A 22,179-nucleotide genomic window follows, 5' to 3' on the forward strand; every position below is an offset into this window, starting at 1 on the left:
CAGCCGGCGCGCCGTGAGCAGGCTGGTTTCCGCCGGACCCACGAACAGCACGCCATCGTCGCGCGTGTGGCGCCTGAGCACCTGCACGGCGCGCTCCTGGGTGGCCTGGTCGAAGTAGATCAGCAGGTTGCGGCAGAACACGAAGTCGTAGGCCGGCGCGTGCGCCAGCAGCCCGGCATCGAACAGGTTGCCCGACTGGAAGCGCACCCGCTCCATCACCTGCTGCGACAGCTGGTGGCCGTCGCCGGTCTCGATGAAATGGCGATCGCGGTAGTCCAGCGCATCGCCACGGAAGGAATTGCGCCCGTACAGGCCCCGGCGCGCGAACTCGACCACGCGCTCGCTGATGTCCAGCGCATCGATCAGGAAGCGCGAGGCGGGCACGCCGGCGTCCAACAGGGCCATGGCGATGGAATACGGCTCCTCGCCGCTCGAACAGGGCAGGCTCAGCACGCGCAGCACGCGCTCGTCGGCCGCGCCGGCGCCGAACAGCCGCTCGCAGGCCAGCTGCGCCATCGCCTGCTGCGACTCCGGATAGCGGAAGAACCAGGTTTCGGGCACGACCACCGATTCGATCAGCAGCTGCATCTCGGCGGGCGAGGCCTGCACCCGCATCAGGTAGTCGCGCTCATCGTCCACGCCGGTCGCGCCCATGCGGTGGCGCACGGCGCGCTCGACCGCGGCCGCGCCGATCGAGCGGCTATCCAGCCCCATCTTGCGCTTGAGCAGGCCGCTGAACTCGTCGACCAGCATCATGGCGCGGCTCCCGGCCGCGCATCGTCGGGCGCGGGATACAGCAGCGCCCGCGCCTCGGGCGGCAGCAGGTCATCGACGGTCACGGCCTGCACCATGCCCATGGCGTCGGACAGCACCGGCCCCAGGTAGCGCGCCTGCCGGTTGTCCAGCGCCAGCGGCCGGAAGGCGGCCGGGTCGAAGTGCACGGTCTCGGTCGCCTGCTCCAGGATCAGTCCCAGCACCCGCTCGCCGCCCAGGGCCGGCGCGCGATAGCGCAGCAGCGCCAGCCGCGTGCTGGTGACGGTGGCGGCCTGGCCGCAGCCGGCCAGCGCGCTCATGTCGATGACCGGCACGCCCTCGCCGTGCCTGGACAACAGGCCCGCCACCCAGGCCGGCGTGCCCGGCACGCGCTTGAGCGGACGCCAGCCCAGCACCTCGATGATGTCGGCGGCGTCCAGCGCGTAGCGGTCCCGGCCGATGCGGAACAGCAGGTAAAGCCGCCGCCCCGTGGAAGCGGCGGCTGGCGGCGCGGACAGGGATTCGGTCATGACGGCGGTCACACCTTGAAGCGGGACACGCCGCTGCGCAGGTCGTTGGCCACCAGCGTCAGCTCCTCGATGGCCAGGCTGGACTGGCGCAGCGATTCCACGGTCTGCTGCGCCGCGTCGCTGAGCTGCTGCAGGGCCTGGTTGATCTGCTCGGCGCCGGTGGCCTGGGCCTGCATGCCCTCGTTGACCATCTGCACGCGCGGCGCCAGCGTCTGCACCTGCTGGATGATCTGCGACAGCTGGTCGCCGACCTGCTGCATGTCGGCCATGCCGCGCCGCACTTCCTCGGAGAACTTGTCCATGCCCATCACGCCGGCCGAGACCGAGGACTGGATCTCGCGCACCATCTGCTCGATGTCGTAGGTGGCGACGGCGGTCTGGTCGGCCAGGCGGCGGATCTCGGTGGCCACGACCACGAAGCCGCGACCGTATTCACCGGCCTTTTCCGCCTCGATGGCGGCGTTCAGGGACAGCAGGTTGGTCTGGTCGGCCACCTTGGTGATCGTGGTCACGACCTGGGTGATGTTGCCGGCCTTCTCGTTCAGGATGGCCAGCTTGGCATTGACCGAGCCGGCCGCGTCCACCACGTTGCGCATGGTGTCTTCCATGCGCGCCAGGCCGACCTGGCCGCTGCCGGCCAGCGAGGCGGTCTGCTCGGCCGCGCCCGACACCTCGGTCATGGTGCGCACCAGCTCGCGCGAGGTGGCGGAGATTTCGCGCGAGGTGGCGCCGATCTCGGTGGTGGTGGCCGCCACTTCGGACGCGGTGGCCTGCTGCTGCTTGGATGTGGCGGCGATCTCGGTGACCGAGGTGGCGACCTGCACGGCCGAGCGCTGCGTCTTGCCGACCAGGCCGGTCAGCTCGTCCACCATGCCGTTGAAGCCGGTTTCGATGGCGTTGAATTCGTCCTTGCGCGCCAGGCGCAGGCGGCGGCTGAGGTCGCCGCTGCCGGTCAATTCCAGGGTGCGAACGATATCGCGCATGGGATCGACGATGGCGCGCAGCAGCAGGTAGCCACAGATGATGGCCGCGACGATGGCCATGGCCAGCGAGATCAGCATGCCGTACTCGGCGGTATCCACGGCCTTGCCGATGCTGGTGCTGGACAGGTCGGCCTGTGCCTTGTTGGCCGCCACGATCTGGGCGATCAGTTCGCGCCCGGAATAGAAAGCGGGCCGCAGCTCGGTCTTGATCCGGGCCTCGGTGCGCGCCAGGTCGACCTGGGCGGACGCGCCCAGGATGTCGCCGCGGATGCGCTTGTATTCCTGCAACGCCTTTTCGAAGCCGTCGAACATCTTGATATCGTCCGCGCGCGACATGGTGCGGCGGTACTGCTCGACGTTGGCATCCAGCGCCTGATCGTTCTTGGGCAGCGAATCGAGCAGCGCGCGGCGCTCCTGGTCGGTGTCGGCGTGGAAGGCGTCCTGCACCGCCACGAAGCCGCCGAACCAGGCCGAGCGGATCTCGGTGCTGTAGTACAGGCCAGGCACCGCATCGTCCCTGATGGTCATGGCCTCCGACTCGATATGCAGCAGCCGACGGTAGTCGACCACCACCATCAGCGTCATGATGGCCAGGATGACCAGGAAGCTGGCGAGGATGCGTTGGCGCAGAGTCAGATTCTTCATGCCGAGAGACCTTGTGCGAAAACGGCGCGGTCCGTCATGCGGGTCGCGCCGAGGGATGTTCCCGCGCAGCTTGCGGCGGCGCGGGAACCCCGTCCATTACGGAGGTGTTCAAATTTCCAGCAATTATTGCAAAGCCATCGCCGGCAAGCCATGAAAATAGGGGGGCAACCCCCAATAAAGCGCTTCCCCGTCGGAAAAAAGCAAAGCCCGGTTACAACGGGCTTGTCTTTTTTCCTGCCAAACCGTACCGAAGCCGGCGGTCCGGCCCCGGTTCTCGCGCCGTTCAACCGGCCCAGAGCGCCGCCGGCGGGCGGGCCGACACCCAGTCCCGCGCCTGTCCGTAGGCATGGGCCAGCCGCAGCACGTCCAGGTCGCCCTGGGGCGGCCCGATCAGTTGCAGCCCCGCCGGCAGGCCGGCCTGGCCAAAGCCGGCCGGCACGCTGATCACCGGGCAGCCGGATAGCGTCCAGGGCGTCACCACCTCCATCCAGCGGTGATAGGTGTCCATGTCGCGGTCCGCGATCCGCTTGGGCCAGTCCAGCTCGGCGTCGAAGGGAAAGACCTGGGCCGTGGGCACCGCCAGGTAGTCGAACTCGTCGAACATGGCCAATACCGTCTGATACCAGGCGCTGCGCTCGGTGGACGCCTGGTAGACCTGCTGCGCGGTCATGCCCGACAGGCCCTCCACTTCCCAGACCAGGGCCGGCTTGACCAACGCGCGCTTGGCCGGATCCTGCAGCAGCGCCTGGAACTGGCCGCCGACCATCAGGTGGCGGTGCGCCAGCCAGATGCGCCACAGGCGTTCGCCGTCGAACGGCACGCGATGGGCGTCGACCTCGCAGCCCACCGCCCGCAGATCCTCCAACGCCGCCTCGCACAGCGCCAGCACGCCAGGCTCCATCGGCAGGTGGCCGCCCCAGTCGCCCAGCCAGCCGATGCGCTTGCCGCGCAGGTCGGCGTCCAGCGGCTGCGCGAACTGCGCCGGATCGCCGGTCAGCGACAAGGGCACGCGGCGGTCATGGCCGGCCAGCACCGACAGCATCAACGCCACGTCGCGCGGGCTGCGGCCCATCGGTCCTTCGTAGGCCAGCTGCTTGAGGAACACCTCCGGCGCCGGACCGTAGGGCACGCGGCCGGCCGAGGGCCGGAAACCGTAGACATTGCAGAAGCCCGCCGGATTGCGCAGCGAGCCGCCGAAGTCGCTGCCGTCGGCCACCGGCAGCATGCGCGCCGCCAATGCCGCGGCCGCCCCGCCGCTGCTGCCGCCGGCGCTGCGCGCCAGGTCATAGGGATTGCGGGTGGTGCCGTAGACCTGGTTGTAGGTATGCGAGCCCAGGCCGAACTCGGGCACGTTGCTGCGTCCGATGAAGACCGCGCCCGCCGCGCGCATGCGCCCGGCGATGATGGAATCGTGCGCCGTCACCTGGTCCTTGAACACCAGCGAGCCCATCGACGTCACCATGCCGCGCACCGCCGTCAGGTCCTTGGGCGCCTGCGGCATGCCGTGCAGCCAGCCCCGCCACTGACCGGCCGCCAGCTCGGCGTCGCGGTCATCGGCCTCGCGCAGCAGCTCGTCGCTGTCGCGCCGCGCCACGATGGCGTTGACCGCCGGATTGACCCGGTCGATATGCGCCAGATAGGCAACCATGACTTCGCGGCACGACACATGACGCTGGCGTATGGCATCCGACAAGGCATGCGCCGGCATGGCGACGATGTCGTCCAGGGCGGGCTGTGGGGCTGCGTGCATGCGGGTCTCCTTGTGGCGCCACGGCCTGCGGCGGCGCGCTGTCGTTTTGTCGGCCCGCGGCATCGTGGCCGCGGTCCCCGCGCATATACTACGCCGCCCCGTCGCGCGCGGCGCAAGACCGCGCTCAATCCGGCTTGCGGCCCTTGCCGATCAGGTCGACGAGGCCATCGGACAGCGTGCCGCGCCAGCTCAGGTAGTCATGGCCGCCCTCCACTTCCTGGTGCGTGACGCGGTAGCCCTTGGCGCGCAGCACGTCGCGCAGGTGGCGGTTGGTCTCGACGATGCCGGGCTGGCTGCCGCGCCCCATCTCGAAGCGTCCGGCCACCATGTAGAAACGCACCGGCAGCGTGCGGATGGCGGCGAACTGACGTGTGAGCCACTGGTCTTCCTCGCCCGGCGGCGCCCACCAATAGGATCCGGACTGGCTCAGCACATTGCCGAACACCTCCGGATGGCGCAGCGCCGCATACGACGAGGCCAGCCCGCCGTAGCTCGAACCGCCGATCACCGTGCGCGCGGCCGGCGCGTACAGGCCCTGCCCGCGCGCCCAGGGCATCAGTTCGCGCGCCAGGAATTCGGCGAAATCGGGATTGGGCGGCAGCTCGGTCGAACGCGAATCGGCGGTGGGATTGGAGATCAGGATCGCGGCGGTGGGCGGTATCGCGCCCGCCGCGATCATGTTGTCCAGGATCACGGGCGTGGGCACCCGGCTCAGATACGGACCGGCATCGAACAGCACCAGCACGTGATTGTCGGCGCCGGCGGGCTGCCAGCCCGCCGGCCGGTACAGATGGATCTCGCGGGTATTGCCCAGGATGGCGCTCTTGAGTTCCAGGGCCTCTACCGTGCCCGGCGTGACGCCGGCGCGCGGCGCGATCCAGGGCTGCGGCGGCGCATCGGCCAGTTCCAGCGCCGAGGAATACTGGAAGGGATCGATGCCGCGCGCCGGATAGGCCTTGGCATTGAGCGGATCGGCCTGCGCGGTGGCCAGGATGGCGCGGCGGCGCTGGCCGTCCGAGGCCGGCAGCTCGGGCACGTCCGGCGCCAGCCGGTACGACAGGCGCGCCGTGCGCGGCAGCGCGAAACTGCGGTACCAGACGTCGGACTGGCCCAGGCGTTCAAGTTGCGCGTGGTCCGAGGACGGGCTGCCGAACAGCCGCACATTGCGCTCGGCGCCGCGCCACAGGAAGGTGACGAGGTCGCGCTTGTCGTCCAGCGGCTCGACCAGCGGCGCGCCCTGCTGCGCCACCTCGCGCCAGAAGGCGGCGGTGTCGCCGCCCTGCGCAAGCGTGCGCGCCAGCGCGGCGATGCGCGGGCTGTCCATTCTTGGCTCGGGCGCCTTCTGCGCCGACAGCGGCAGCCGCTCGGTCACCTTGAACTGGTAGGCGCCGTCACCCTGCGCCCGCAGCGTGTAGCGGCCGGTCGCCGGCGCCACCAGCATCAGCGCCCCGGCGGGCTTTTCGGCGTCGCTCAAGCGCCGCAGGTGCCGGCCGTCGGCGTCCAGCAGGTCCAGCGTGACCCCGCTGGCTGCGGCCCAGGCGCCGCTCAGGTAATCGCCCCGCTCCAGGTCGAGCCGGGTATCGACCGGCGCGCGCGGCGTGACCACGCCCTGCGCCTGCTGCGCCGACACCGCGCCCGCCCAGGCCAGGATCAGCCCGGCGGCGCGCCAGGCATGGCGTTGCGCCATCTTGTGCTTCATGGATGCTCCCGCGGGTCTGCCCGCAAGTGATATGCAAATAGGAATCTATTTCATTATCACAGAAAAACGGGGCCAGCTTACGCCGACGCCCCGCCCTTCAGGGAAACAGGCGCTGCGCCAGATGGTCGATGAAGACCCGCAGCTTGGGGGAAACATGCCGGCTCGCCGGCCACAGCGCCCACAGCGTGCCGTTGCCCCGCGTGCGCTCTTCCATGACGATGCGCAGGCTGCCCTCGGCCAGCTCCCGGCGCACGGTGAAGTCCGGCAGGCAGACGATGCCCTGCGCGTTCAGCGCCAGGTGGATGCGCATCTCCACGCTGTTGCAGACGAGTGTCAGCGGCAGTTCGGGCGCCTGCGCCTCGGCCGCCGTCTTCAGCGGCCAGCGTTCGAGCCGGCCGGTGCTGGGAAAGCGATAATGCAGGCAGGCATGGCGCTGCAGGTCGGCGGCCTTGCGCGGCTCGCCGTGCTGGCGCAGGTATTCGGGCGACGCGACCAGGATGCGGCGGAACCCGCCCAGACGTCGGCGCTTGAGCCCGGAATCGTCCATCTCGCCCGTGCGCACCACGGCGTCGTAGCCGTCGCCGATCACGTCGACCATGCGATCGGTGAAATCCAGGTCCAGCGATACGTCGGGATAGCGCTGCATGAACTCGGCGATGGCCGGCTCGAACAGGCCGCTGTAACGCGGCAGGCTCACCCGCAGCTTGCCGCGCGGCGCGTCGGACGCCTCGGACAGCTCCAGCTCGGCCGCCTCGACCTCGCACAGGATGCGGCGGCAGCGCTCCAGGAACTTCTCGCCCTCCGGCGTCAGGGCGATATGCCGCGTGCTGCGGTGGAACAGCCGCACCTTCAGCCGTTCCTCCATGCGCGCCACGCTCTTGCCCACCGCCGACGGCGACACCCCCAGCACGCGTCCCGCCTCGGAAAAACTGCGCGTTTCCGCCACCAGCACGAACACGCTGATGCCGCTCAGGCTGTCCATCGCTACCGCTCCCTGGCTTGCCGCGACAGCGCCGCGGACTTCTGCATTACGGACTTCAATGTCCTGAATATTCGGAATACTAGCCTGTTTTTCTTTAACGGCCAGCCCCCTATTCTTGCCGGGACCGTGGCGCCAGGCGCGCCTCTCCTCTTGGCTTCCCGCAACATGACGACTGACCCGAACTCCGTTTCCACGACTTCCCGGCGCTGGCTGCAGCTGATTTCCGCCTGCCTGACCGCCCTGCTCATCCCGCTCTGCTTCACCGGCCCTGCCGTGGTGCTGCCGTCCATCAGCCAGGCCCTGGGCGGCACGCCCGTCGAGTTGAACTGGGTGCTCAACGGCTACATCCTGGCCTATGGCAGCGTGATCATGGTGGCCGGCAGCCTGGTCGACCTGATCGGCCCGCGCCGCGTCTGGCTGCTGGGCCTGGCGCTGTTCTGCGCCGCCACCTTCCTGCTGCCGCTGGCGCCGTCGGTCTTCTGGATGGACGTGCTGCGGCTGGTCCAGGGCACGGGCGGCGCGGCCGCCTTCGCCGCCGCCATGTCCTCGCTGGCGCCGCTGTTCCACGGCGCGGCGCGCGCCCGCGCCTTCAGCCTGCTGGGCACCACCTTCGGCATCGGCCTGTCCTTCGGTCCGCTGGCCTCCGGCTGGCTGGTCGAGGCGGCGGGATGGCAATGGGTGTTCCTGGCCACCGGCCTGGTCGGCCTGCTGGGCGCGGCCATGGTCGCGGCCAGCGTGCGCGCGGCGCCGGCCGGCATGCGCGGCCGGCTCGACTGGCGCGGCGCGCTCTGCTTCACCGGCGCGCTGGGCCTGTTCACCTGCGGCATGCTGCTGGCGCCCGAAACCGGCTGGAACAGCCCCGGCGTGCTGGCCGCGCTGCTGGCCTCGGCCCTGCTGGCCGTGGTGTTCGTGCGCATTGAGCGCCGCATCGCCAGCCCGCTGCTGGAGCTGGGCCTGTTCCGCAACGCCCGCTTCGTCGGCGTGCAGGCGCTGGCCGCCTCTCCCGCCTTTCTTTTCATCGCGCTGATCGCCATGCTGCCGGGCCGCTTCATCGGCATGGATGGCTACGGCGCGCTGGCGGCCGGCCAGCTCATGATCGGCCTGGCCGCGCCGCTGCTGGTCGTGCCCTTCCTGGCCGCGCTGCTGACGCGCTGGTTCAGCCACGGCCTGCTGTCCGCGGTGGGCCTGCTGGTCGCGGCTTGCGGCCTGCTCCTGCTGGAAGACGCCCTGGCGCAAGGCGGCGGCCTGCTCCTGCCCATGGGCCTGATCGGCGCCGGCATCGGCCTGCCCTGGGGCCTGATGGACGCGCTGGCGGTCAGCGTGGTCGACAAGGACAAGGTCGGCATGGCCACCGGCATCTTCAACACGGTGCGCGTATCCGCCGACGGCGTGGCCATCGCCGTGCTGAGCGCGCTGCTGGCCTTCCTGATCCAGGCGCGGCTGGGCGCGGCGCTGCCCGCCGACCCCGCGCTAGCCCTGGCCGCGAACCGCGCGGCGCTAGGCCAGCTGGCCGAGGCGTCCGCCCTGCTGCCGGGCGCGGCCGACCTGCTGCGCCAGAGCTACGGCCAGGCCTTCGGCGTCGTGCTGCGGGTGCTGGCGGCCATCGCGGTGCTGACCGCCGTGCTGATCTACGCGCTGCTCGGCAGGCGCGAAGGCGCGCGCGCCGGCGGCCGCGCCACGGCCTGAGCGTCCGCCCTGCCCCCGGAAGCATTCGTGCCGCCGGGACCGGCCCGCCTCGCTCGCCGCGAGGCGTCGACTTGCCCGCCGCCACGCTTGCGCCAGATCAAGCCGGCCCGCTGTGGCGCGCTCTAAGATCGCCTGCCTTCACTTCCGCCCGGAGACGATCTTGGACACGCCGCCCCTCTGCACTGAAGACGATATCCGGGACCTGGTCGAGACCTTCTATGGCAAGGTCCGGTCCGACGCGCTCCTGGGACCGGTGTTCAACGGCATGATCCATGACTGGGACGAGCACCTGACGCGGCTGTCGGACTTCTGGTCGGCCGTGCTGCTGGGCACGCGGCGCTTTGCCGGCATGCCCATGCCCACGCACGTGGCCATGCCCAATCTCAGCGCCGCCCTGTTCGAACGCTGGCTGGCCCTGTTCGGCCAGACCACCGCCGCGCTGCCCAACCGCCCGATGGCCGACGCCGCGATGCAGATGGCGCAGCGCATGGCGCGCAGCCTCTGGTACGGCTACCAGCTGAGCCGCGATCCCAGCCTGCCGCTGGCCGAGCTGCGGCCGCCCCCCCTGCCCCACTGAAGACGACCGAGCGACACCCGGCATCGTTCCCGGCCAACCGCGCTCAGCGCAGCGTCCACCAGGCCGGCAGCAGCGCGCGCACCTTGGCGCGGCGATAGCGGTCGTCGATCAGGTGCACGGTGCCGCTGTCGTGCTCCGTGCGGATCACGCGGCCGGCCGCCTGCACCACCTTCTGCATGCCCGGGTACAGATAGGCGTAGTCGTAGCCGTGTTCCTGGCCATAGCGCGCGTCCAGCAGGCGCCGCATGTTCTCGTTCACCGGGTTGACCTGCGGCAGCCCCAGCGTGGCGATGAAGGCGCCGATCAGCCGCTTGCCGGGCAGGTCCACGCCCTCGGCGAAGGCGCCGCCCAGCACCGCGAAGCCCACGCCGCGCCCTTCTTCCGTGAAGCGCGCCAGGAAGGCCGCGCGGCTCGCCTCGTCCATGCCCGGCGTCTGCTGCCAGACCGGCACCTGCGGATGGCGCGCGCGCATCAGCTCGGCCACCCGCGCCAGATAGTCGAAGCTGCTCAGGAAACCCAGGTAGTTGCCCGGCCGGCTGGCGTACTGGCTGGCGATCAGGTCCGCGATGGGCTCGAGCGAACGCTCGCGGTCGCGGTAGCGCGTGGACACATGGCCGGCCACTCGCACGTCCAGCTGCTCGGCCCGGAACGGCGCGGCCACGTCGATCCAGTCGGTGGCGGCGGGCAGGCCCAGCGTGTCCTGGAAGAAGCGCGGCGGACTGAGCGTGCCCGAGAACAGCACCGTGGCATGCGCCGTCGCGAAGCGTCCGGCCAGGTGCGGCGCCGGAATCACGTTGCGCACGCACAGCGTGGACAGCGGCGTCTTGGCCCCGGCCGCGCCCGGCTGCGCCAGCGTGGCGTCGAACAGCGCGTGCGGGCCGTACAGCTCGGCCAGGCGCTGGAAGTGCAGCGCCTCGAAATGGAAGGCCAGCACCGGATCGTCCTGCCCCAGCGGCATCTCGGCCAGCGCCTCGGTGATCGCAGCCGTGGCCTTCTGCAACGCCGCCAGCACGCCCGCCGGCGGCGCGTCATAGGCCTGGTACGGCTCGGCCTGCTTGCGGTTGAAGGCCTGCCAGGAGCGGTGCAACCCGTCCAGCGCCTTCTTCAGCGGCTTGGGCGCGGCCTGGCGCGCGCCGGCCAGCGTGGCCTGCGACAGTTCGGCGGTGTACATGCGGCGCGCGCGGTCGACCAGGTTGTGCGCCTCGTCCGCCAGCACCGCGACCTTCCACTGGCCGGCCTGCGTCAGCGCGTGCAGCATGGCCGTGGCGTCGTAGTAATAGTTGTAGTCGCCCACCACCACGTCGCTCCAGCGCGTCAGCTCTTGCGCCAGGTAGTAAGGGCAGACGCCGTGGGCCGCCGCTACCTGGCGCAGCGCGGCGGCGTCCATGCGGCCGTGCGCCAGCGCGCCGGCGCGGGCCGGCGGCAGGCGGTCGTAGAAGCCTCTCGCCAGCGGGCAGGACTCGCCGTGGCAGGCCTTGTCCGGATGCTCGCAGAGCTTGTCGCGCGCCTGCAGTTCCAGCACCCGCAGGCCGGGCGCGGCCGGCTGCGCGTTCAGCGTGTCCAGCGCCTGCAGCGCCAGCGCGCGGCCCGGCCCCTTGGCGGCCAGGAAGAACAGCTTGTCCAGGCCGGCCTCGGGCGCGGCCTTGAGCAGCGGGAACAGCGTGCCCAGCGTCTTGCCGATGCCGGTCGGCGCCTGCGCCAGCAGGCAGCCGCCGTCGCGCGCCTTGCGGTAGGCAGCCACCGCCAGCTCGCGCTGGCCGCTGCGGAACGCGTGCGGAAAGCGCAGCGCCGCCAGCGCCTCGTCGCGCGCGCGGCGATGCGCCTGTTCCTGCCGCGCCCAGGCCAGGTAGCGCTCGCAATGCGCGTTGAAGAACGCTTCCAGCTCGGCGGCCGGATGCGTCTCGGCCAGCACCGTTTCCTCTTCGGTGGCGACGTTGAAATACACCAGCGCCACCGTCAGGCTGGCCAGCCCGCGCGCCTGGCACAGCAGATGGCCGTAGACCTTGGCCTGCGCCCAGTGCGCGGCGCGGTGGTTCTCGCGCACGCTGTCCAGGCGCCCGCGATAGGTCTTGATCTCTTCCAGGCGCTTGGCGACCGGGTCGTAGCCGTCGGCGCGGCCGCGCACCAGCAGTTCGCCGTATTCGCCGGACAGGGCGACCTCGGTTTCATAGCCGGGGCCGCGCCGGCCCGTCACCACGCCGTGCCCGGCCACGCCTTCCTGGCCGGTCGGCGCGGGCGTGAAGCGCAGGTCCAGGTCGCCGGCGCGCGCGGTGAACTCGCACAGGGTGCGCACGGCGGCCACGCAGCTCATCGGCCGTCTCCCTGCGTGGCAGGCGCGGCGTCCATGTCCTGCCAGCGCACATGGCAGACGCTGACGGGCATGCCGTGAGACAGGCAATAGTCCAGCCAGCGGATCTGGTTGTCCTGCAGCTTGTCGCCGGGGCCCTTCACCTCGACCAGCTCGTAGCGCCTTTCCGCCGGCCAGAAGCGGATCAGGTCAGGCAGGCCGGAACGGTTGGTCTTGACGTCCGACAGCAGGCGTTCGAACACGCGCTTCAGGTGAGCCGCCGGCACGCAATCCAGCGCCAGCGCCAGCAGCGGTTCGGACAGCGCGTCCCAGGATACGAAGGGAGACTGCAGGCCCTGCTTGTCGCGGTAGCGGCGCCATATCTCGTCGCGATATTCCGGCGTGTCCAGCAGCGCGAGGCAGGCCTGGAACTGCGCGGCGCGGCGCGCCGGAAAATCGGGCGCGCCCAGGTCGGCGGGGCCGCGCTGGAACGGATGGAAGAATGCGCCCGGCACCGGCGCGAACACCGCCGGCCAGCACAGCAGGCCGAACAGCGCATTGAACAGCGTGTTCTCGACATAGTGCGCCGGCGTCTGGTCGCGGTGCCAGTGGTCGCGCACGGCTAGCTCCACCGGCAGGCCATCCGCCGGCCGGGGCAGCACCAGGTCGTGGCGCGGCGCCGCTCGCAGCCCGGCGGCCGGCGGCCGGGGCTGGCCCAGCGCCCGCCGCAGGCGTGGCAGCATACGCGCCACCCGCTGCGCTTCCTCTTCGCTTTCGGGCGCGGCCAACGCCTGGTCCGCCAGCGCCAGCGCCTCAGGCAGCAATGCCATGCGTTCGTGCACGCGGATGCGGCGGTGGCGCGCGCCCGGATAGGCGCATTGCGCATACACCCGTTCCGCCGCCGGCCAGTCGCCCGCCCGTTCGCAAGCCTGGCCGATGCGCAGCAGCACCTTGGCGCGGCGCTGCTCCAGCCAGGGATTGGCGCTGGCGCTGGCCTGGACCTGGGCCAGCAAGGCGTCCAGCCCCGCTCCCGTCGCTGCCTGCGGCGTCTCGTCCAGCGCCGCGCGGCAGGCGTGCAAAGCCAGATAGAGGTCCACGTCGGCGCGCGACTGGAACGCGCGCGAGGCCGCGTCGAAAGGCACGCTCTCGTACTGGAACACGCCCAGGTCGGCCAGCACGAACTCCGACCAGTCCTGATGCAGGTTGCCGAAGAACATCAGCCGGAAGCGCTCGCAGACCTCGCCCGCCATCAGGCGCCAGACGGCCTCGCCGGCGTCCGGATGCCAGTCCCGATAGGGTTGCGCGTCGGGCTGCCGCGCGCGCAGCGCGTCCAGCAACCCGGCTTTGCGCGCCGATGCCGGAAGATGGGGAAACAGCCGCAGCAATTCGGGCTTGGTATGCAGGCCGAACAGCTCGTCCGGCGTCATGGCCGCGTCCCGGTCCAGCCAGCCCAGCGCTTCCAGCGGCGCGGCGGCCGCCTCGGCCGGGCCGATTTCCTCGTAGTTCAGGCCGCTGGCGCGGAACCACGGCCCGCGCCGCAGCAGCAGCCGCGCCAGCAGCGCCTGCGACGGCTGCGGCAGCGCCGCGTAGTCGGCGACGAAGCGGCGCTGCGTCTCGTCCAGCACATCGTCATAGCGCTCGGCCACCCAGGCCAGCGCGCGCTGGAAGTTGTGCAGGTAGTAATAACGGTGGGGAGGAAACATCGGCCGGGCCGGCGGGCTGGGAGTGACGGGCTGGCCGCGAGCGCGGCCCTGTCAGTTCCAGGCCCCGGCAAAGTACTGGATGGATATCCACATATTACCTTGATTGCCGGCCGGGCCGCGATCGTCTCGCGGGCGCGGAAATCGCCCGAAGATCGCTATTTACGGGTGATCAGGCCGCTCATGTACTGGTTCAGATCCCGGAAGTCCTGGACCGACCAGGCGTGCGGCGCCAGCTTCACGCCATTCTCCCGCAGCGTCCTGGGTATCAGGTCGCCGTTGGGGCGCAGGATGACCGAGGAGACGATGACGCCCGGATAGTCGACCAGGCGCTTCCGGAAGGCGGCGGTCGTCAGGTCGGGCGTCGGCGGATTGCTCTTGTTGGCCAGCGGCCCGGTTGCCTTGGCATCCGCGCCATGGCACATCGCGCATCGCGCCAGGAAGAGCTTCTTCCCATTACTGACCTCCGCGACGGACGGCGATGCCTGGATCAATGCCGAAACTCCGAGTGCGGCGATGAAGAGTGCTTTCATTGTTTTGCTGCTTAGTGGTGTGGACCCGATCCGACCCGGGGCCATCCAACCCCGGCGGCGCTTGAAACACAAAAAAAGTCCAGATCAATCCTCGGATCGACTGGACCTTTCTCCCATGACAGGCCGGCGCGGCATGCCTGCGTGCCCCGGCGCTGCTGGTTACCCCTTTGAATTCGGGCGGCAATGATAGCAGGCCCGCACACGCGACAACTCGGCCGTCCCACGCGAATAGGAGCAGGACAATGTCGTCCGACGCCCGCTCGCCACGGACCGCGCCGCGCGCTACGCCGTCCAGCCGTGCCGTTGCACCACGAAGCCTTCATCGTCCTCTGGCGCCACGAAGTATGCCGTGATCGCGTCGTACTGCGCCTCGCTGGTCGTGAACGGATGCAGGCCGGATTCGTTGCGCGCGCGCAGGCGCGCCTTGCAGACCTCGTCCGGCACGTCCAGGAAATGCAGCCGGTGCGCGCGCCCCGACGCCGCCGCCAGTTCGCGCAGCCACAGACGGCTGCGGCGCGTGTTGGCCGGAAAGTCCAGCACCACGGTCAGGCCCAAGTCCAGCAGCGCGCGCACGTGCGGCGCGACCACCGCGCGCAGCCGGCCGGTGCAACGCACATAGTCGTCCAGGCCCTGGATCTCGCCGGGATACAGCGCCGCCAGCCAGGCGTCCTCGCTGATCAACAGCGCGCCGGGTTGGCTGGCGAGCGCGGCGGCCAGCGTGGATTTGCCGGCGCCGATCTTGCCGCACAGGAAATGCAGCATGGGCGCGGACGGTTGCGATTGCGGGTCTGTCATGGAAACTCCTGGAATGGAATAAACCGGAAGACGGGCCCATGAAACGCGAAACCCGCCTTGCGGCGGGTTGCTTGCACGAGGGATGGATGCGCGCTAACCCGCCAGGATCGTAATGGCGGGAATAATAGAAACAGGAACGAATCGGCGCGGCATCATAGGGGTAAGCTTGCCCGCTGCGCCGCCCCCTTGTCAAACGCGCTCCGACAATTCGATCAGGTTCAGGTCCGGATCCCTCAGATAGATGGAACGGATCGGATAGCGGGCGCCGGTGCGCAGCACCGGCCCTTCCACGATCCGCGCCCCGCTCGCCCGCACCCGCGCGATCACCTCGTCCAGCGGCACGGCGCAGATGAAGCACAGGTCCAGCGCGCCCGGCACCGGCAGGTGCGCCTTGGGCTCGAACTCGCTGCCCTTCACATGCAGGTTGATCTTCTGCTGGCCGAACACGAAGGCCTTGCGGCCCTGGCCGAAGGTCTCCAGCTTCATGCCCAGCAGGCCCACATAGAAGTCCACGCAGGCTTGTTCATCGGTGGTGGTCAGGACCAGATGGTCCAGGTGGTCGATCATGGCGCGCTCCGCCCGGGTGGTCCGGGCATCCCTGTTTTGCGAATACTCGGGACTCTATACCGCATTTTCACCCATGGGAATTGCCGGCCCGGCATGCAGCCTTCGCATAACGCGAACGCTGTTACCCCGCCCGCTGCTACACTGCCGCATGGCCCAGGACCTGATCAACCCCGCCCGCGTGGACTTCGTGACCCTGCGCCTGTTCTGCGCCGTGGCGCAGAGCGGCAGCATCACCAAGGGCGCGCGCCACTGCCACCTGGCCCTGTCGGCGGCCAGCCGGCGCCTGTCGGATTTCGAAGCCGCCGCCGGCGCGCAGCTGCTCGAACGCAGCGCGCGGGGCGTGGCCCTCACCCCCGCCGGCCGCCTGGCGTTGCAACACGCGGCGCGCCTGTTCCAGGGCTTTGAATTCTTCAGCAACGAACTCAGCGAACACGCCAGCGGCGCGCGCGGCCATGTGCGGCTGTGGGCCAATATGTCCGCGCTGGTGCAGTTCCTGCCGGCGACGCTGGCCGACTTCATGGCGCGCAGCCCTGGCACGCGCGTCGAAGTCGAGGAACAACTGAGCGGCGACATCGCGCGGGCGGTGCAGGACGGCCTGGCCGACCTGGGCATCTGCGCCGCCGGCGTGCCCGCGCGCGGCCTGGACCTGATGCCTTTCCGCCGCGACCGGCTGGTGGTGGTGGCGCCGGCGGACCATGCGCTGGCCGCGCGCGACGCCACCGATTTCAGGCGCTGTCTGGCCTATGACTTCGTCGGCCTGAATCGCGGCAGCTCGCTGCTGGACACCCTCGCGCGCGCGGCGCAGGACGCCGGCCTGCCCTTGCGCCTGCGCATCCAGGTGCGCAGCTTCGACGCCATGTGCGAGATGATCGCCGCCGGCCTGGGCATCGGCGTATTGCCGCTGGGCGCCTGCGAGCGGCGGCTGGGACCGTGGGGCTTGACGGCCTTGCGGCTGGAGGAAAGCTGGGCCGAGCGCCAGCTGCTGATCGCCGCCAGCGCCGAACGGCCCCTGTCGGCCTCGGCCGCGCTGCTGCTGCGGCATCTGCGCGACGGCGCCGACGCCTGAGGCTGCTAGCCGAGCGGCGCCTCATCGCGCACCACTTGCGCCGCCGCGCGCAGCGTCTGCAGGAACAGCTCGGCCGCGGCCGCCGCGCGCGCCTGGCGCCGCGTCATGATGCCCACCGGATGCAGCTTGGCCTGCAAGGCCAGCGGCAGGATCGCCAGCTGGCCGCGCGCCGCCAGCGAGCGCGCCACCCGCAGCGGCATGGCCGACAGCAGCGGCGTGCGCTGCAATAGCGACACGATAGTGAGGATGGCGCCCGATTCCACCGCGACCTGCGGGAAGCCCGCGCCGCGCGCCGCGACCGCGCTGGCCACCAGGCTGTAGAGCGCGGCGTTGCGCGACGGCAGCACCCAGCGGTAGCGGTCCAGCTCGGCGCCGCCCAGCCGGCTGCGGGCCGCCAGCGGATGCGAGGGACCGCAGACCGCGGCGGTCGCCTCTTCGTACAGGATCTCGCACTGCAGGTCGGCGTCGGCCCCCTCCACCACCAGCCGTCCGACGATGCAATCCAGCTCGCCCGCGCGCAGGGCGGGCAGCAGCTGCTGCTCCAGCCCTTCACGCAGTTCGATCCGCAGGTCCGGATGCGAGGCCTGCAGGCGCTCCACGGTCAGGGGCGCCAGCAGATGGGCCACCACCGGGAACACGCCCACGCGCACCTTGCCCGACGCACCGCTGGCCGCCGCCGTCAGCTCGGCGTGGGTCGCGTCCAGCTCGTTGAGCAGCAACCGCGCGCGGCCGATCATCATCAGGCCCAGCGGCGTCGGCGTCACGCCGTGGTGCGAGCGCTCGAACAGCGTCTGCCCGGCCAGTTCCTCGGCCTCGGCCAGCAGCTTGCTCAGCGCCGGCTGGCTCAGGTGCATGGCCTCGGCCGCGCGGTGCATGTTCAGGCTGCGGCCCAGCTCGTCCAGCAACACCAGATGGCGGATGCGCAGACGCGAGCGCAGCTGCTGCAAAGTGGGAATCTGCGACATGGTCGGTCCTGCGCCATCCGGTTATCGATTGATCATGAAATGCAATTATCCAGTTATCGGGCGCATGGCCATACTAGGGCTTGTGCGGGGCGCCTTGCCGCGTCCGCGGCCACCAACAATGAACGCATCAACAAGGGGAATTGCCATGTATCGTCGTATCGCCGCGCTGGCGCTGGCCTGCGCGCTCGCGCCGGGCGCCGCCCTGGCCGACATCCGCATCGGCGTCATCGCCAGCAGCACCGGGCCGGGCGCCTCGATGGGCTCGCTGTACCGCAGCACCGTGCCCTTGCTGCCCAAGACGCTGGGCGGCCGCGCCGTGGAATACATCGCGCTGGACGACGCGACCGACCCGTCGGCCGCCGTGCGCACGGCGCGCAAACTGGTGACCGAGAACAAGGTCGACGCCATCATCGGGCCCAGCAACGTGCCGACCTCGCTGGCCGTGACGGAAGTGGCGCGCGAGGCGCAGACGCCGCAGCTGTCGCTGGCGCCCATCACGGTCAACCCCGACCGCGCCGCCTGGATCTTCGTGATCGCCCACGGCATCGACCTCATGGTCGAGTCGCTGACCGCCGACATGGCGCGGCGCAACGTCAAGACGGTGGCCTACATCGGCTTCTCGGACGCCTGGGGCGACGCCGTCTACCGCGCCTTGCAAGACGCCGCCGCCAAGCGCGGCATCAAGGTGCTGAGCAATGAACGCTATGCGCGCACCGACAATTCCGTCACCGCCCAGATACTCAAGATCACCTCGATGAATCCCGACGCGGTGCTGGTCGGCGGCTCGGGCACGCCCGGCGCGCTGCCGCACCTGTCGTTGCGCGAGCGCGGCTACGGCGGCGTGCAGTACAACACCCACGGCGTGATCAACCGCGACTTCCTCAAGCTCGGCGGCAAGGGCGTGGACGGCGTGATCGTGCCCAGCGGCCCGGTGCAGGTGGTGGAACAGCTGCCCGCCGACAGCCCCATCAAGCCGGTGGCCATGCGCTACGCGCAGCAGTACGAAGCGGCCAACGGCGCCGATTCGCGCAATGCCTTCGCGCCCTATACCTACGACGCGTACCTGCTGCTGGACGCCGCCGTGTCCAAGGTGCCCGCCGACGTGCAGCCCGGCACCCCGGCCTTCCGGCAGGCGCTGCGCGACGCGCTGGAAGGCCTGAGCGGCGTCGTTGGCACGCAGGGCATCTACAGCATGTCGCCCGCCAACCACAACGGCCTGGACGAGCGCGGCGTCGTGCTGATGCAGGCCCGTTCCGGCGCTTGGCATTTCCTGCCCTGACCCGCCCCACCCTCGCAACGCAGGAGTCCGCATGACTGGCGTCCATATTCCCTATGGCGTGTACTGGAGCACCCCTTTCGCCCGCTGGCAGGGCAGCCTGTCGCGGCTGCACAGCCTGCGCCTGGCCGCCTGGACCGCGGCCCGTGAACTGGCGCGGCGCGGCATCGATCCCGCCGGGCTGGACGCCGCCGTGCTCGGCTATTCGGTGCCCCAACAAGGCGCCTTCTACGGCCTGCCCTGGGTGGCCGGCATGATGGGCGCGCCCCATCTGGCCGGCCCGGTGGTCGCTCAGGCCTGCGCCACGTCCGTGCGCGGCATGGCCACGGCGGCCGCCGACATCATGCTGGGCCAGGCCTCGACCGCGCTGGTGCTGATGGCCGACCGGGTCTCCAACGGGCCGCAGCTCTACCATCCCGACCCCGCCGGGCCGGGCGGCTCGGGCGCGCATGAGAACTGGGTGCTGGACAACTTCTCCAAGGATCCCTGGAGCGGGCTGGCAATGTTGCAGACCGGCGAGCGCGTGGCGCAGCGCCACGGCATCTCCACGGCGGAACAGAACGCCGTCACGCTGCGCCGCTACGAGCAATACGCGCAGGCCTGCGCCGACGAGCGCGCGTTCCAGCGGCGCTACATGACCCTGCCGTTCGAGCTGCCCGATGCCGCCTTCGCCAAGACCGTGGGCGCGCTGCAGGGCGACGAGGGCATCCACACCACCACCGCCGAGGGCCTGGCGCGGCTGGCGCCGGTGCTGCCGGACGGCAGCATCACCTATGGCGGCCAGACCCATCCGGCGGACGGCAACGCCGGCATGCTGATGACCACGGCGGCGCGGGCGCGCGCCCTGTCGCGCCGGCCCGAGATCGGCGTCGAGGTGCTGGCCTTCGGCCAGTCGCGCACGGAAACCGGCTACATGCCGCAGGCCCCCATCGAGGCCGCCCGGCGCGCGCTGGACCGGGCCGGACTCAAGCCCGCCGACCTGCACGCGGTCAAGACGCACAACCCCTTCGTGGTGTCCGACATCGCGCTGGCCCGCGCCACCGGCCTGGACGTCATGGAGATGAACAACTACGGCTGTTCGCTGGTCTGGGGCCATCCGCAGGCGCCGACCGGCCTGCGCTCGGTCATCGAGCTGATCGAGGAACTGGCGCAGCGCGGCGGCGGGCTGGGCCTGTTCACCGGCTGCGCCGCCGGCGACAGCGCGATGGCGGTGGCGCTGCGCGTGGACGCGGCCGGAGCCCGGCCATGAACGGCGCCCTTCCCGCGCGCATCGCGCTGATCCCGGAACTGCTGGAGCGCGCCGCCGCCGACTGGCCCGACCGCACGGCCCTGGTCTGCGGCGAGCGCCGCGTCGACTACCGCCGCTACGCGGCCGAGGTGCGCGCGGCGGCGCGACGCCTGCGGCAGGCGCTGCCGCCGGGCGCGCGCGTGGCCACCCTGCTCGGCAACTCCGACCTGGCCTGCGTGCTGACGCTGGCTTTGCAGATGGCCGGCTGCCAGCACGTGCCGCTCAATCCGCTCTATACGGCGCGCGAACTGGATTTCATCCTGCGCGACGCCGAGGCGGCACTGCTGATCGCCGACGAGGCCTCGTCCGCCCTGGCCGCGCCGCTGGCCGCCGACCAGGGCATCCGCCTGCTCGATGGCGCGACGGCGCGTGCCTGGACCGTTCCGTCCGACGAGACGCCAGCGGCCGCGCCGCCCGGCGACGCGGACGCGCCGGCGCTGCTGCAATACACCGGCGGCACCACCGGCCAGCCCAAGGGCGTCATCCTGAGCCGGACCGCCATCGCCACCAATGTGTTCCAGCGCGAAGCCGTGCTGCCCACGCGCCACGGCGCCGAGACCGTGCTCTGCGCCATGCCGCTGTTCCATTCCTACGGCATGGCGATGGGGCTGTTCCTGGCCGCCAGCGCCGCCGCCACGCTGGTGGTGCTGCCGCGCTACCGGCCCGACGATGTGTTCGATGCCGTGGCGCGCGAACGCGTCACGCTGTTCCCCGGCAGCCCGACGATCTATGCCGGCCTGATGGCGCATGCGCGATTCACGCAGACCGACTGGTCCAGCGTGCGCGTCTGCTATTCGGGCTCCGCCCCGCTGGCCGAGGAAACGCTGCGGCGCTGGGAGGCGGCGGTGGGCGCGCCGATCTATGAAGGCTACGGCCAGACCGAGGCCGGCCCCATCCTGACCTACAACGGCCCGCAAGGCAGCCGCGCCGGCTCGGTGGGCCGGCCCGTGCCCGGCACCGAGGTCGAAGTCGTGGACCTGGAGACCGGCGCGAAACCCCTGCTCCCCGGCCAGCGCGGCGAGATCCGCGCGCGCGGCCCGCAGATCATGCAAGGCTATCTGGCGCGCCCCGAGGCCACCGCCGAATCGCTGCGCGACGGCTGGCTCTACACCGGCGACATCGGCGAATTCGCCGAGGACGGCTTCCTGTACATCCGCGACCGCAAGAAGGACCTGGTGATCGTCGGCGGCTACAACGTCTATCCGCGCGAGGTCGATGAAGTCCTGTACCTGCACGCGGACGTGGCGCAGGCCGCCGCCGTGGGCTGGCCGGACAGCTACCGGGGCGAGGTCATCCGCGCCTTCGTGGTGCTGCGGCCCGGCGCCAGCGCGGACGAGGCGGCGCTGCTGGCGCATTGCCAGGCCAACCTGGCGCGCTACAAGGTGCCGGCGGTGATCGAGATCCTGGACGCGCTGCCCTGCACCAGCGCCAACAAGGTCGACAAGAAGGCGCTGCGCGCCCGCGCCTGACTCCGCCTCAGGCGCGGCGCCAGGCCACGGCCAGCAGGGCCGCCACGGACAGGCCCGCGCCCGCCAGGAAGGTCGCGCGCATGCCGGCGGCCAGCGCCTGCGGCGGCGCCGCCAGCAAATCCTGTGCGCCCGCGCCCCAGGCGAACACCGCACCCATCGCCGACGCGCCGGTGACCAAGCCCAGGTTGCGCGACAGGGTCAGCAGCCCGGACACCACGCCGCGATGCCCGGCCGGTGCGGCCGCCATCACCGCCGCGCCATTGGCCGCCTGGAACAGCGCGTAGCCCGCCGTCAGCACCAGCAGCGGCGCGATATAGCCGGCCACGCCCAGCGCCGCCGGCGCCAGCGCCAGCAGGGCGCAGCCCGCCGCCATCGCGGCCAGTCCCAGCAAGGCCATGCGGCCGGCGCCGTGGCGATCCGCCAGGCGGCCGGCGGGCATGCCGGCCAGGGCCGCCGCCACCGGCCCGGCCGACATCGCCAGGCCGGTGCCGCCGGCATCCAGGCCCAGCGCGCCAGCCAGATAGAACGGGCCGACCACCAGCGTCGCCATCATCACCGTGGACACCAGCGCATTGGCCGCGCCGCTGATCCAGCCAGCGTTGCTGCGCGAATCCGCGTTGCGGCTGGG

General features: G+C 70.9%; 19 protein-coding genes. 6 read left to right on the forward strand and 13 right to left on the reverse strand.

From position 1 onward, the window contains the following. The 6 genes from KDH83_RS19185 to KDH83_RS19210 all read right to left on the reverse strand — a co-directional run. The coding region (locus KDH83_RS19185) for a protein-glutamate O-methyltransferase CheR (protein ID WP_212318804.1) at positions 1 to 756 on the reverse strand (756 nt) is incomplete at its 3' end. Further along, on the reverse strand, positions 753 to 1,283 hold the full coding sequence (locus KDH83_RS19190) for a chemotaxis protein CheW (protein ID WP_212318806.1): 531 nt from the start codon (positions 1,281 to 1,283) through the stop codon (positions 753 to 755). The genes KDH83_RS19190 and KDH83_RS19185, both read right to left, overlap by 4 nt. A gap of 8 nt (positions 1,284 to 1,291) precedes the next feature. Further along, a complete protein-coding gene (locus tag KDH83_RS19195; RefSeq protein WP_212318808.1) occupies positions 1,292 to 2,911 on the reverse strand; it encodes a methyl-accepting chemotaxis protein in 1,620 nt (539 codons plus the stop codon). 283 nt (positions 2,912 to 3,194) lie between these two features. Continuing rightward, positions 3,195 to 4,661 (reverse strand): amidase, encoded by a 1,467-nt coding sequence (locus KDH83_RS19200; RefSeq protein WP_212318810.1) that lies wholly within the window; start codon positions 4,659 to 4,661, stop codon positions 3,195 to 3,197. A gap of 124 nt (positions 4,662 to 4,785) precedes the next feature. Further along, positions 4,786 to 6,360: an enterochelin esterase gene (gene fes / locus KDH83_RS19205; protein ID WP_249205208.1), complete on the reverse strand. Its 1,575-nt coding sequence runs from the start codon at positions 6,358 to 6,360 to the stop codon at positions 4,786 to 4,788. Positions 6,361 to 6,457: 97 nt separating this feature from the next. After that, positions 6,458 to 7,342: a LysR family transcriptional regulator gene (locus KDH83_RS19210; protein ID WP_212318812.1), complete on the reverse strand. Its 885-nt coding sequence runs from the start codon at positions 7,340 to 7,342 to the stop codon at positions 6,458 to 6,460. Positions 7,343 to 7,507: 165 nt separating this feature from the next. Here KDH83_RS19210 and KDH83_RS19215 point away from each other — a divergent pair, with 165 nt between their 5' ends. Further along, the gene (locus KDH83_RS19215; RefSeq protein ID WP_212318814.1) at positions 7,508 to 9,028 is read left to right on the forward strand and encodes an MFS transporter; all 1,521 of its coding nucleotides are present in this window, start codon (positions 7,508 to 7,510) and stop codon (positions 9,026 to 9,028) included. 160 nt (positions 9,029 to 9,188) lie between these two features. Beyond that, a complete protein-coding gene (locus tag KDH83_RS19220; RefSeq protein ID WP_212318816.1) occupies positions 9,189 to 9,605 on the forward strand; it encodes a group III truncated hemoglobin in 417 nt (138 codons plus the stop codon). 43 nt (positions 9,606 to 9,648) lie between these two features. On the opposite strand, the gene KDH83_RS19225 is transcribed toward KDH83_RS19220, so the two are convergent. The 5 genes from KDH83_RS19225 to KDH83_RS19245 form a co-directional block, all read right to left on the reverse strand. Then, a complete protein-coding gene (locus tag KDH83_RS19225) occupies positions 9,649 to 11,916 on the reverse strand; it encodes an ATP-dependent DNA helicase (protein ID WP_212318818.1) in 2,268 nt (755 codons plus the stop codon). Further along, positions 11,913 to 13,595 carry a VRR-NUC domain-containing protein gene (locus KDH83_RS19230; RefSeq protein WP_212318820.1) on the reverse strand — a complete coding sequence of 561 codons (1,683 nt, stop codon included), beginning with the start codon at positions 13,593 to 13,595 and terminating at the stop codon, positions 11,913 to 11,915. Before KDH83_RS19230 ends, KDH83_RS19225 begins: the two co-directional genes overlap by 4 nt. Before the next feature lie 155 nt (positions 13,596 to 13,750). After that, positions 13,751 to 14,125, reverse strand: coding sequence for a cytochrome c (locus KDH83_RS19235; RefSeq protein ID WP_212318822.1), 375 nt, complete (start codon positions 14,123 to 14,125; stop codon positions 13,751 to 13,753). Between the two features lie 282 nt (positions 14,126 to 14,407). After that, positions 14,408 to 14,920 carry an ATP-binding protein gene (locus KDH83_RS19240; protein ID WP_212318824.1) on the reverse strand — a complete coding sequence of 171 codons (513 nt, stop codon included), beginning with the start codon at positions 14,918 to 14,920 and terminating at the stop codon, positions 14,408 to 14,410. 189 nt (positions 14,921 to 15,109) lie between these two features. After that, positions 15,110 to 15,487, reverse strand: coding sequence for a VOC family protein (locus KDH83_RS19245; RefSeq protein ID WP_212318826.1), 378 nt, complete (start codon positions 15,485 to 15,487; stop codon positions 15,110 to 15,112). Between the two features lie 148 nt (positions 15,488 to 15,635). Here KDH83_RS19245 and KDH83_RS19250 point away from each other — a divergent pair, with 148 nt between their 5' ends. Further along, positions 15,636 to 16,553, forward strand: a complete 918-nt coding sequence (locus tag KDH83_RS19250; protein WP_212318828.1) for a LysR substrate-binding domain-containing protein — start codon at positions 15,636 to 15,638, stop codon at positions 16,551 to 16,553. 5 nt (positions 16,554 to 16,558) lie between these two features. On the opposite strand, the gene KDH83_RS19255 is transcribed toward KDH83_RS19250, so the two are convergent. Beyond that, on the reverse strand, positions 16,559 to 17,518 hold the full coding sequence (locus tag KDH83_RS19255; protein WP_212318830.1) for a LysR substrate-binding domain-containing protein: 960 nt from the start codon (positions 17,516 to 17,518) through the stop codon (positions 16,559 to 16,561). 145 nt (positions 17,519 to 17,663) lie between these two features. On the opposite strand from KDH83_RS19255, the gene KDH83_RS19260 reads away from it, so the two are divergent. Genes KDH83_RS19260 through KDH83_RS19270 form a run of 3 tightly spaced genes read left to right on the forward strand, consistent with a single transcriptional unit; the run spans position 17,664 to position 21,551 of the window. Then, positions 17,664 to 18,797, forward strand: coding sequence for an ABC transporter substrate-binding protein (locus KDH83_RS19260; protein ID WP_212318832.1), 1,134 nt, complete (start codon positions 17,664 to 17,666; stop codon positions 18,795 to 18,797). 31 nt (positions 18,798 to 18,828) lie between these two features. Beyond that, complete coding sequence (locus tag KDH83_RS19265) at positions 18,829 to 20,043, forward strand: thiolase family protein (protein ID WP_212318834.1); 1,215 nt, start codon at positions 18,829 to 18,831, stop codon at positions 20,041 to 20,043. Next, entirely contained in the window at positions 20,040 to 21,551 is a 1,512-nt protein-coding gene (locus tag KDH83_RS19270; RefSeq protein WP_212318837.1) for an AMP-binding protein, read from the forward strand. The genes KDH83_RS19265 and KDH83_RS19270 overlap by 4 nt, the downstream gene beginning before the upstream one ends. 7 nt (positions 21,552 to 21,558) lie before the next feature. Here KDH83_RS19270 and KDH83_RS19275 read toward each other — a convergent pair. Further along, positions 21,559 to 22,179 (reverse strand): MFS transporter (locus KDH83_RS19275; protein WP_212318839.1); only part of this gene is annotated, 621 nt, incomplete at its 5' end.

It is taken from the genome of Achromobacter sp. Marseille-Q0513, assembly GCF_018195695.1.
Lineage (GTDB): Bacteria > Pseudomonadota > Gammaproteobacteria > Burkholderiales > Burkholderiaceae_B > Achromobacter.

What these genes read in the sequence shown, in the direction of transcription:
- KDH83_RS19260 (WP_212318832.1), top strand. Translation starts at nt 17,664, where the DNA reads ATGTATCGTCGTATCGCCGCGCTGGCGCTGGCCTGCGCGCTCGCGCCG.
- KDH83_RS19255 (WP_212318830.1), bottom strand. Translation starts at nt 17,518, where the DNA reads ATGTCGCAGATTCCCACTTTGCAGCAGCTGCGCTCGCGTCTGCGCATC.
- KDH83_RS19200 (WP_212318810.1), bottom strand. Translation starts at nt 4,661, where the DNA reads ATGCACGCAGCCCCACAGCCCGCCCTGGACGACATCGTCGCCATGCCG.
- fes (WP_249205208.1), bottom strand. Translation starts at nt 6,360, where the DNA reads ATGAAGCACAAGATGGCGCAACGCCATGCCTGGCGCGCCGCCGGGCTG.
- KDH83_RS19250 (WP_212318828.1), top strand. Translation starts at nt 15,636, where the DNA reads ATGGCCCAGGACCTGATCAACCCCGCCCGCGTGGACTTCGTGACCCTG.
- KDH83_RS19235 (WP_212318822.1), bottom strand. Translation starts at nt 14,125, where the DNA reads ATGAAAGCACTCTTCATCGCCGCACTCGGAGTTTCGGCATTGATCCAG.
- KDH83_RS19225 (WP_212318818.1), bottom strand. Translation starts at nt 11,916, where the DNA reads ATGAGCTGCGTGGCCGCCGTGCGCACCCTGTGCGAGTTCACCGCGCGC.
- KDH83_RS19245 (WP_212318826.1), bottom strand. Translation starts at nt 15,487, where the DNA reads ATGATCGACCACCTGGACCATCTGGTCCTGACCACCACCGATGAACAA.
- KDH83_RS19215 (WP_212318814.1), top strand. Translation starts at nt 7,508, where the DNA reads ATGACGACTGACCCGAACTCCGTTTCCACGACTTCCCGGCGCTGGCTG.
- KDH83_RS19210 (WP_212318812.1), bottom strand. Translation starts at nt 7,342, where the DNA reads ATGGACAGCCTGAGCGGCATCAGCGTGTTCGTGCTGGTGGCGGAAACG.
- KDH83_RS19265 (WP_212318834.1), top strand. Translation starts at nt 18,829, where the DNA reads ATGACTGGCGTCCATATTCCCTATGGCGTGTACTGGAGCACCCCTTTC.
- KDH83_RS19240 (WP_212318824.1), bottom strand. Translation starts at nt 14,920, where the DNA reads ATGACAGACCCGCAATCGCAACCGTCCGCGCCCATGCTGCATTTCCTG.
- KDH83_RS19230 (WP_212318820.1), bottom strand. Translation starts at nt 13,595, where the DNA reads ATGTTTCCTCCCCACCGTTATTACTACCTGCACAACTTCCAGCGCGCG.
- KDH83_RS19190 (WP_212318806.1), bottom strand. Translation starts at nt 1,283, where the DNA reads ATGACCGAATCCCTGTCCGCGCCGCCAGCCGCCGCTTCCACGGGGCGG.
- KDH83_RS19195 (WP_212318808.1), bottom strand. Translation starts at nt 2,911, where the DNA reads ATGAAGAATCTGACTCTGCGCCAACGCATCCTCGCCAGCTTCCTGGTC.
- KDH83_RS19270 (WP_212318837.1), top strand. Translation starts at nt 20,040, where the DNA reads ATGAACGGCGCCCTTCCCGCGCGCATCGCGCTGATCCCGGAACTGCTG.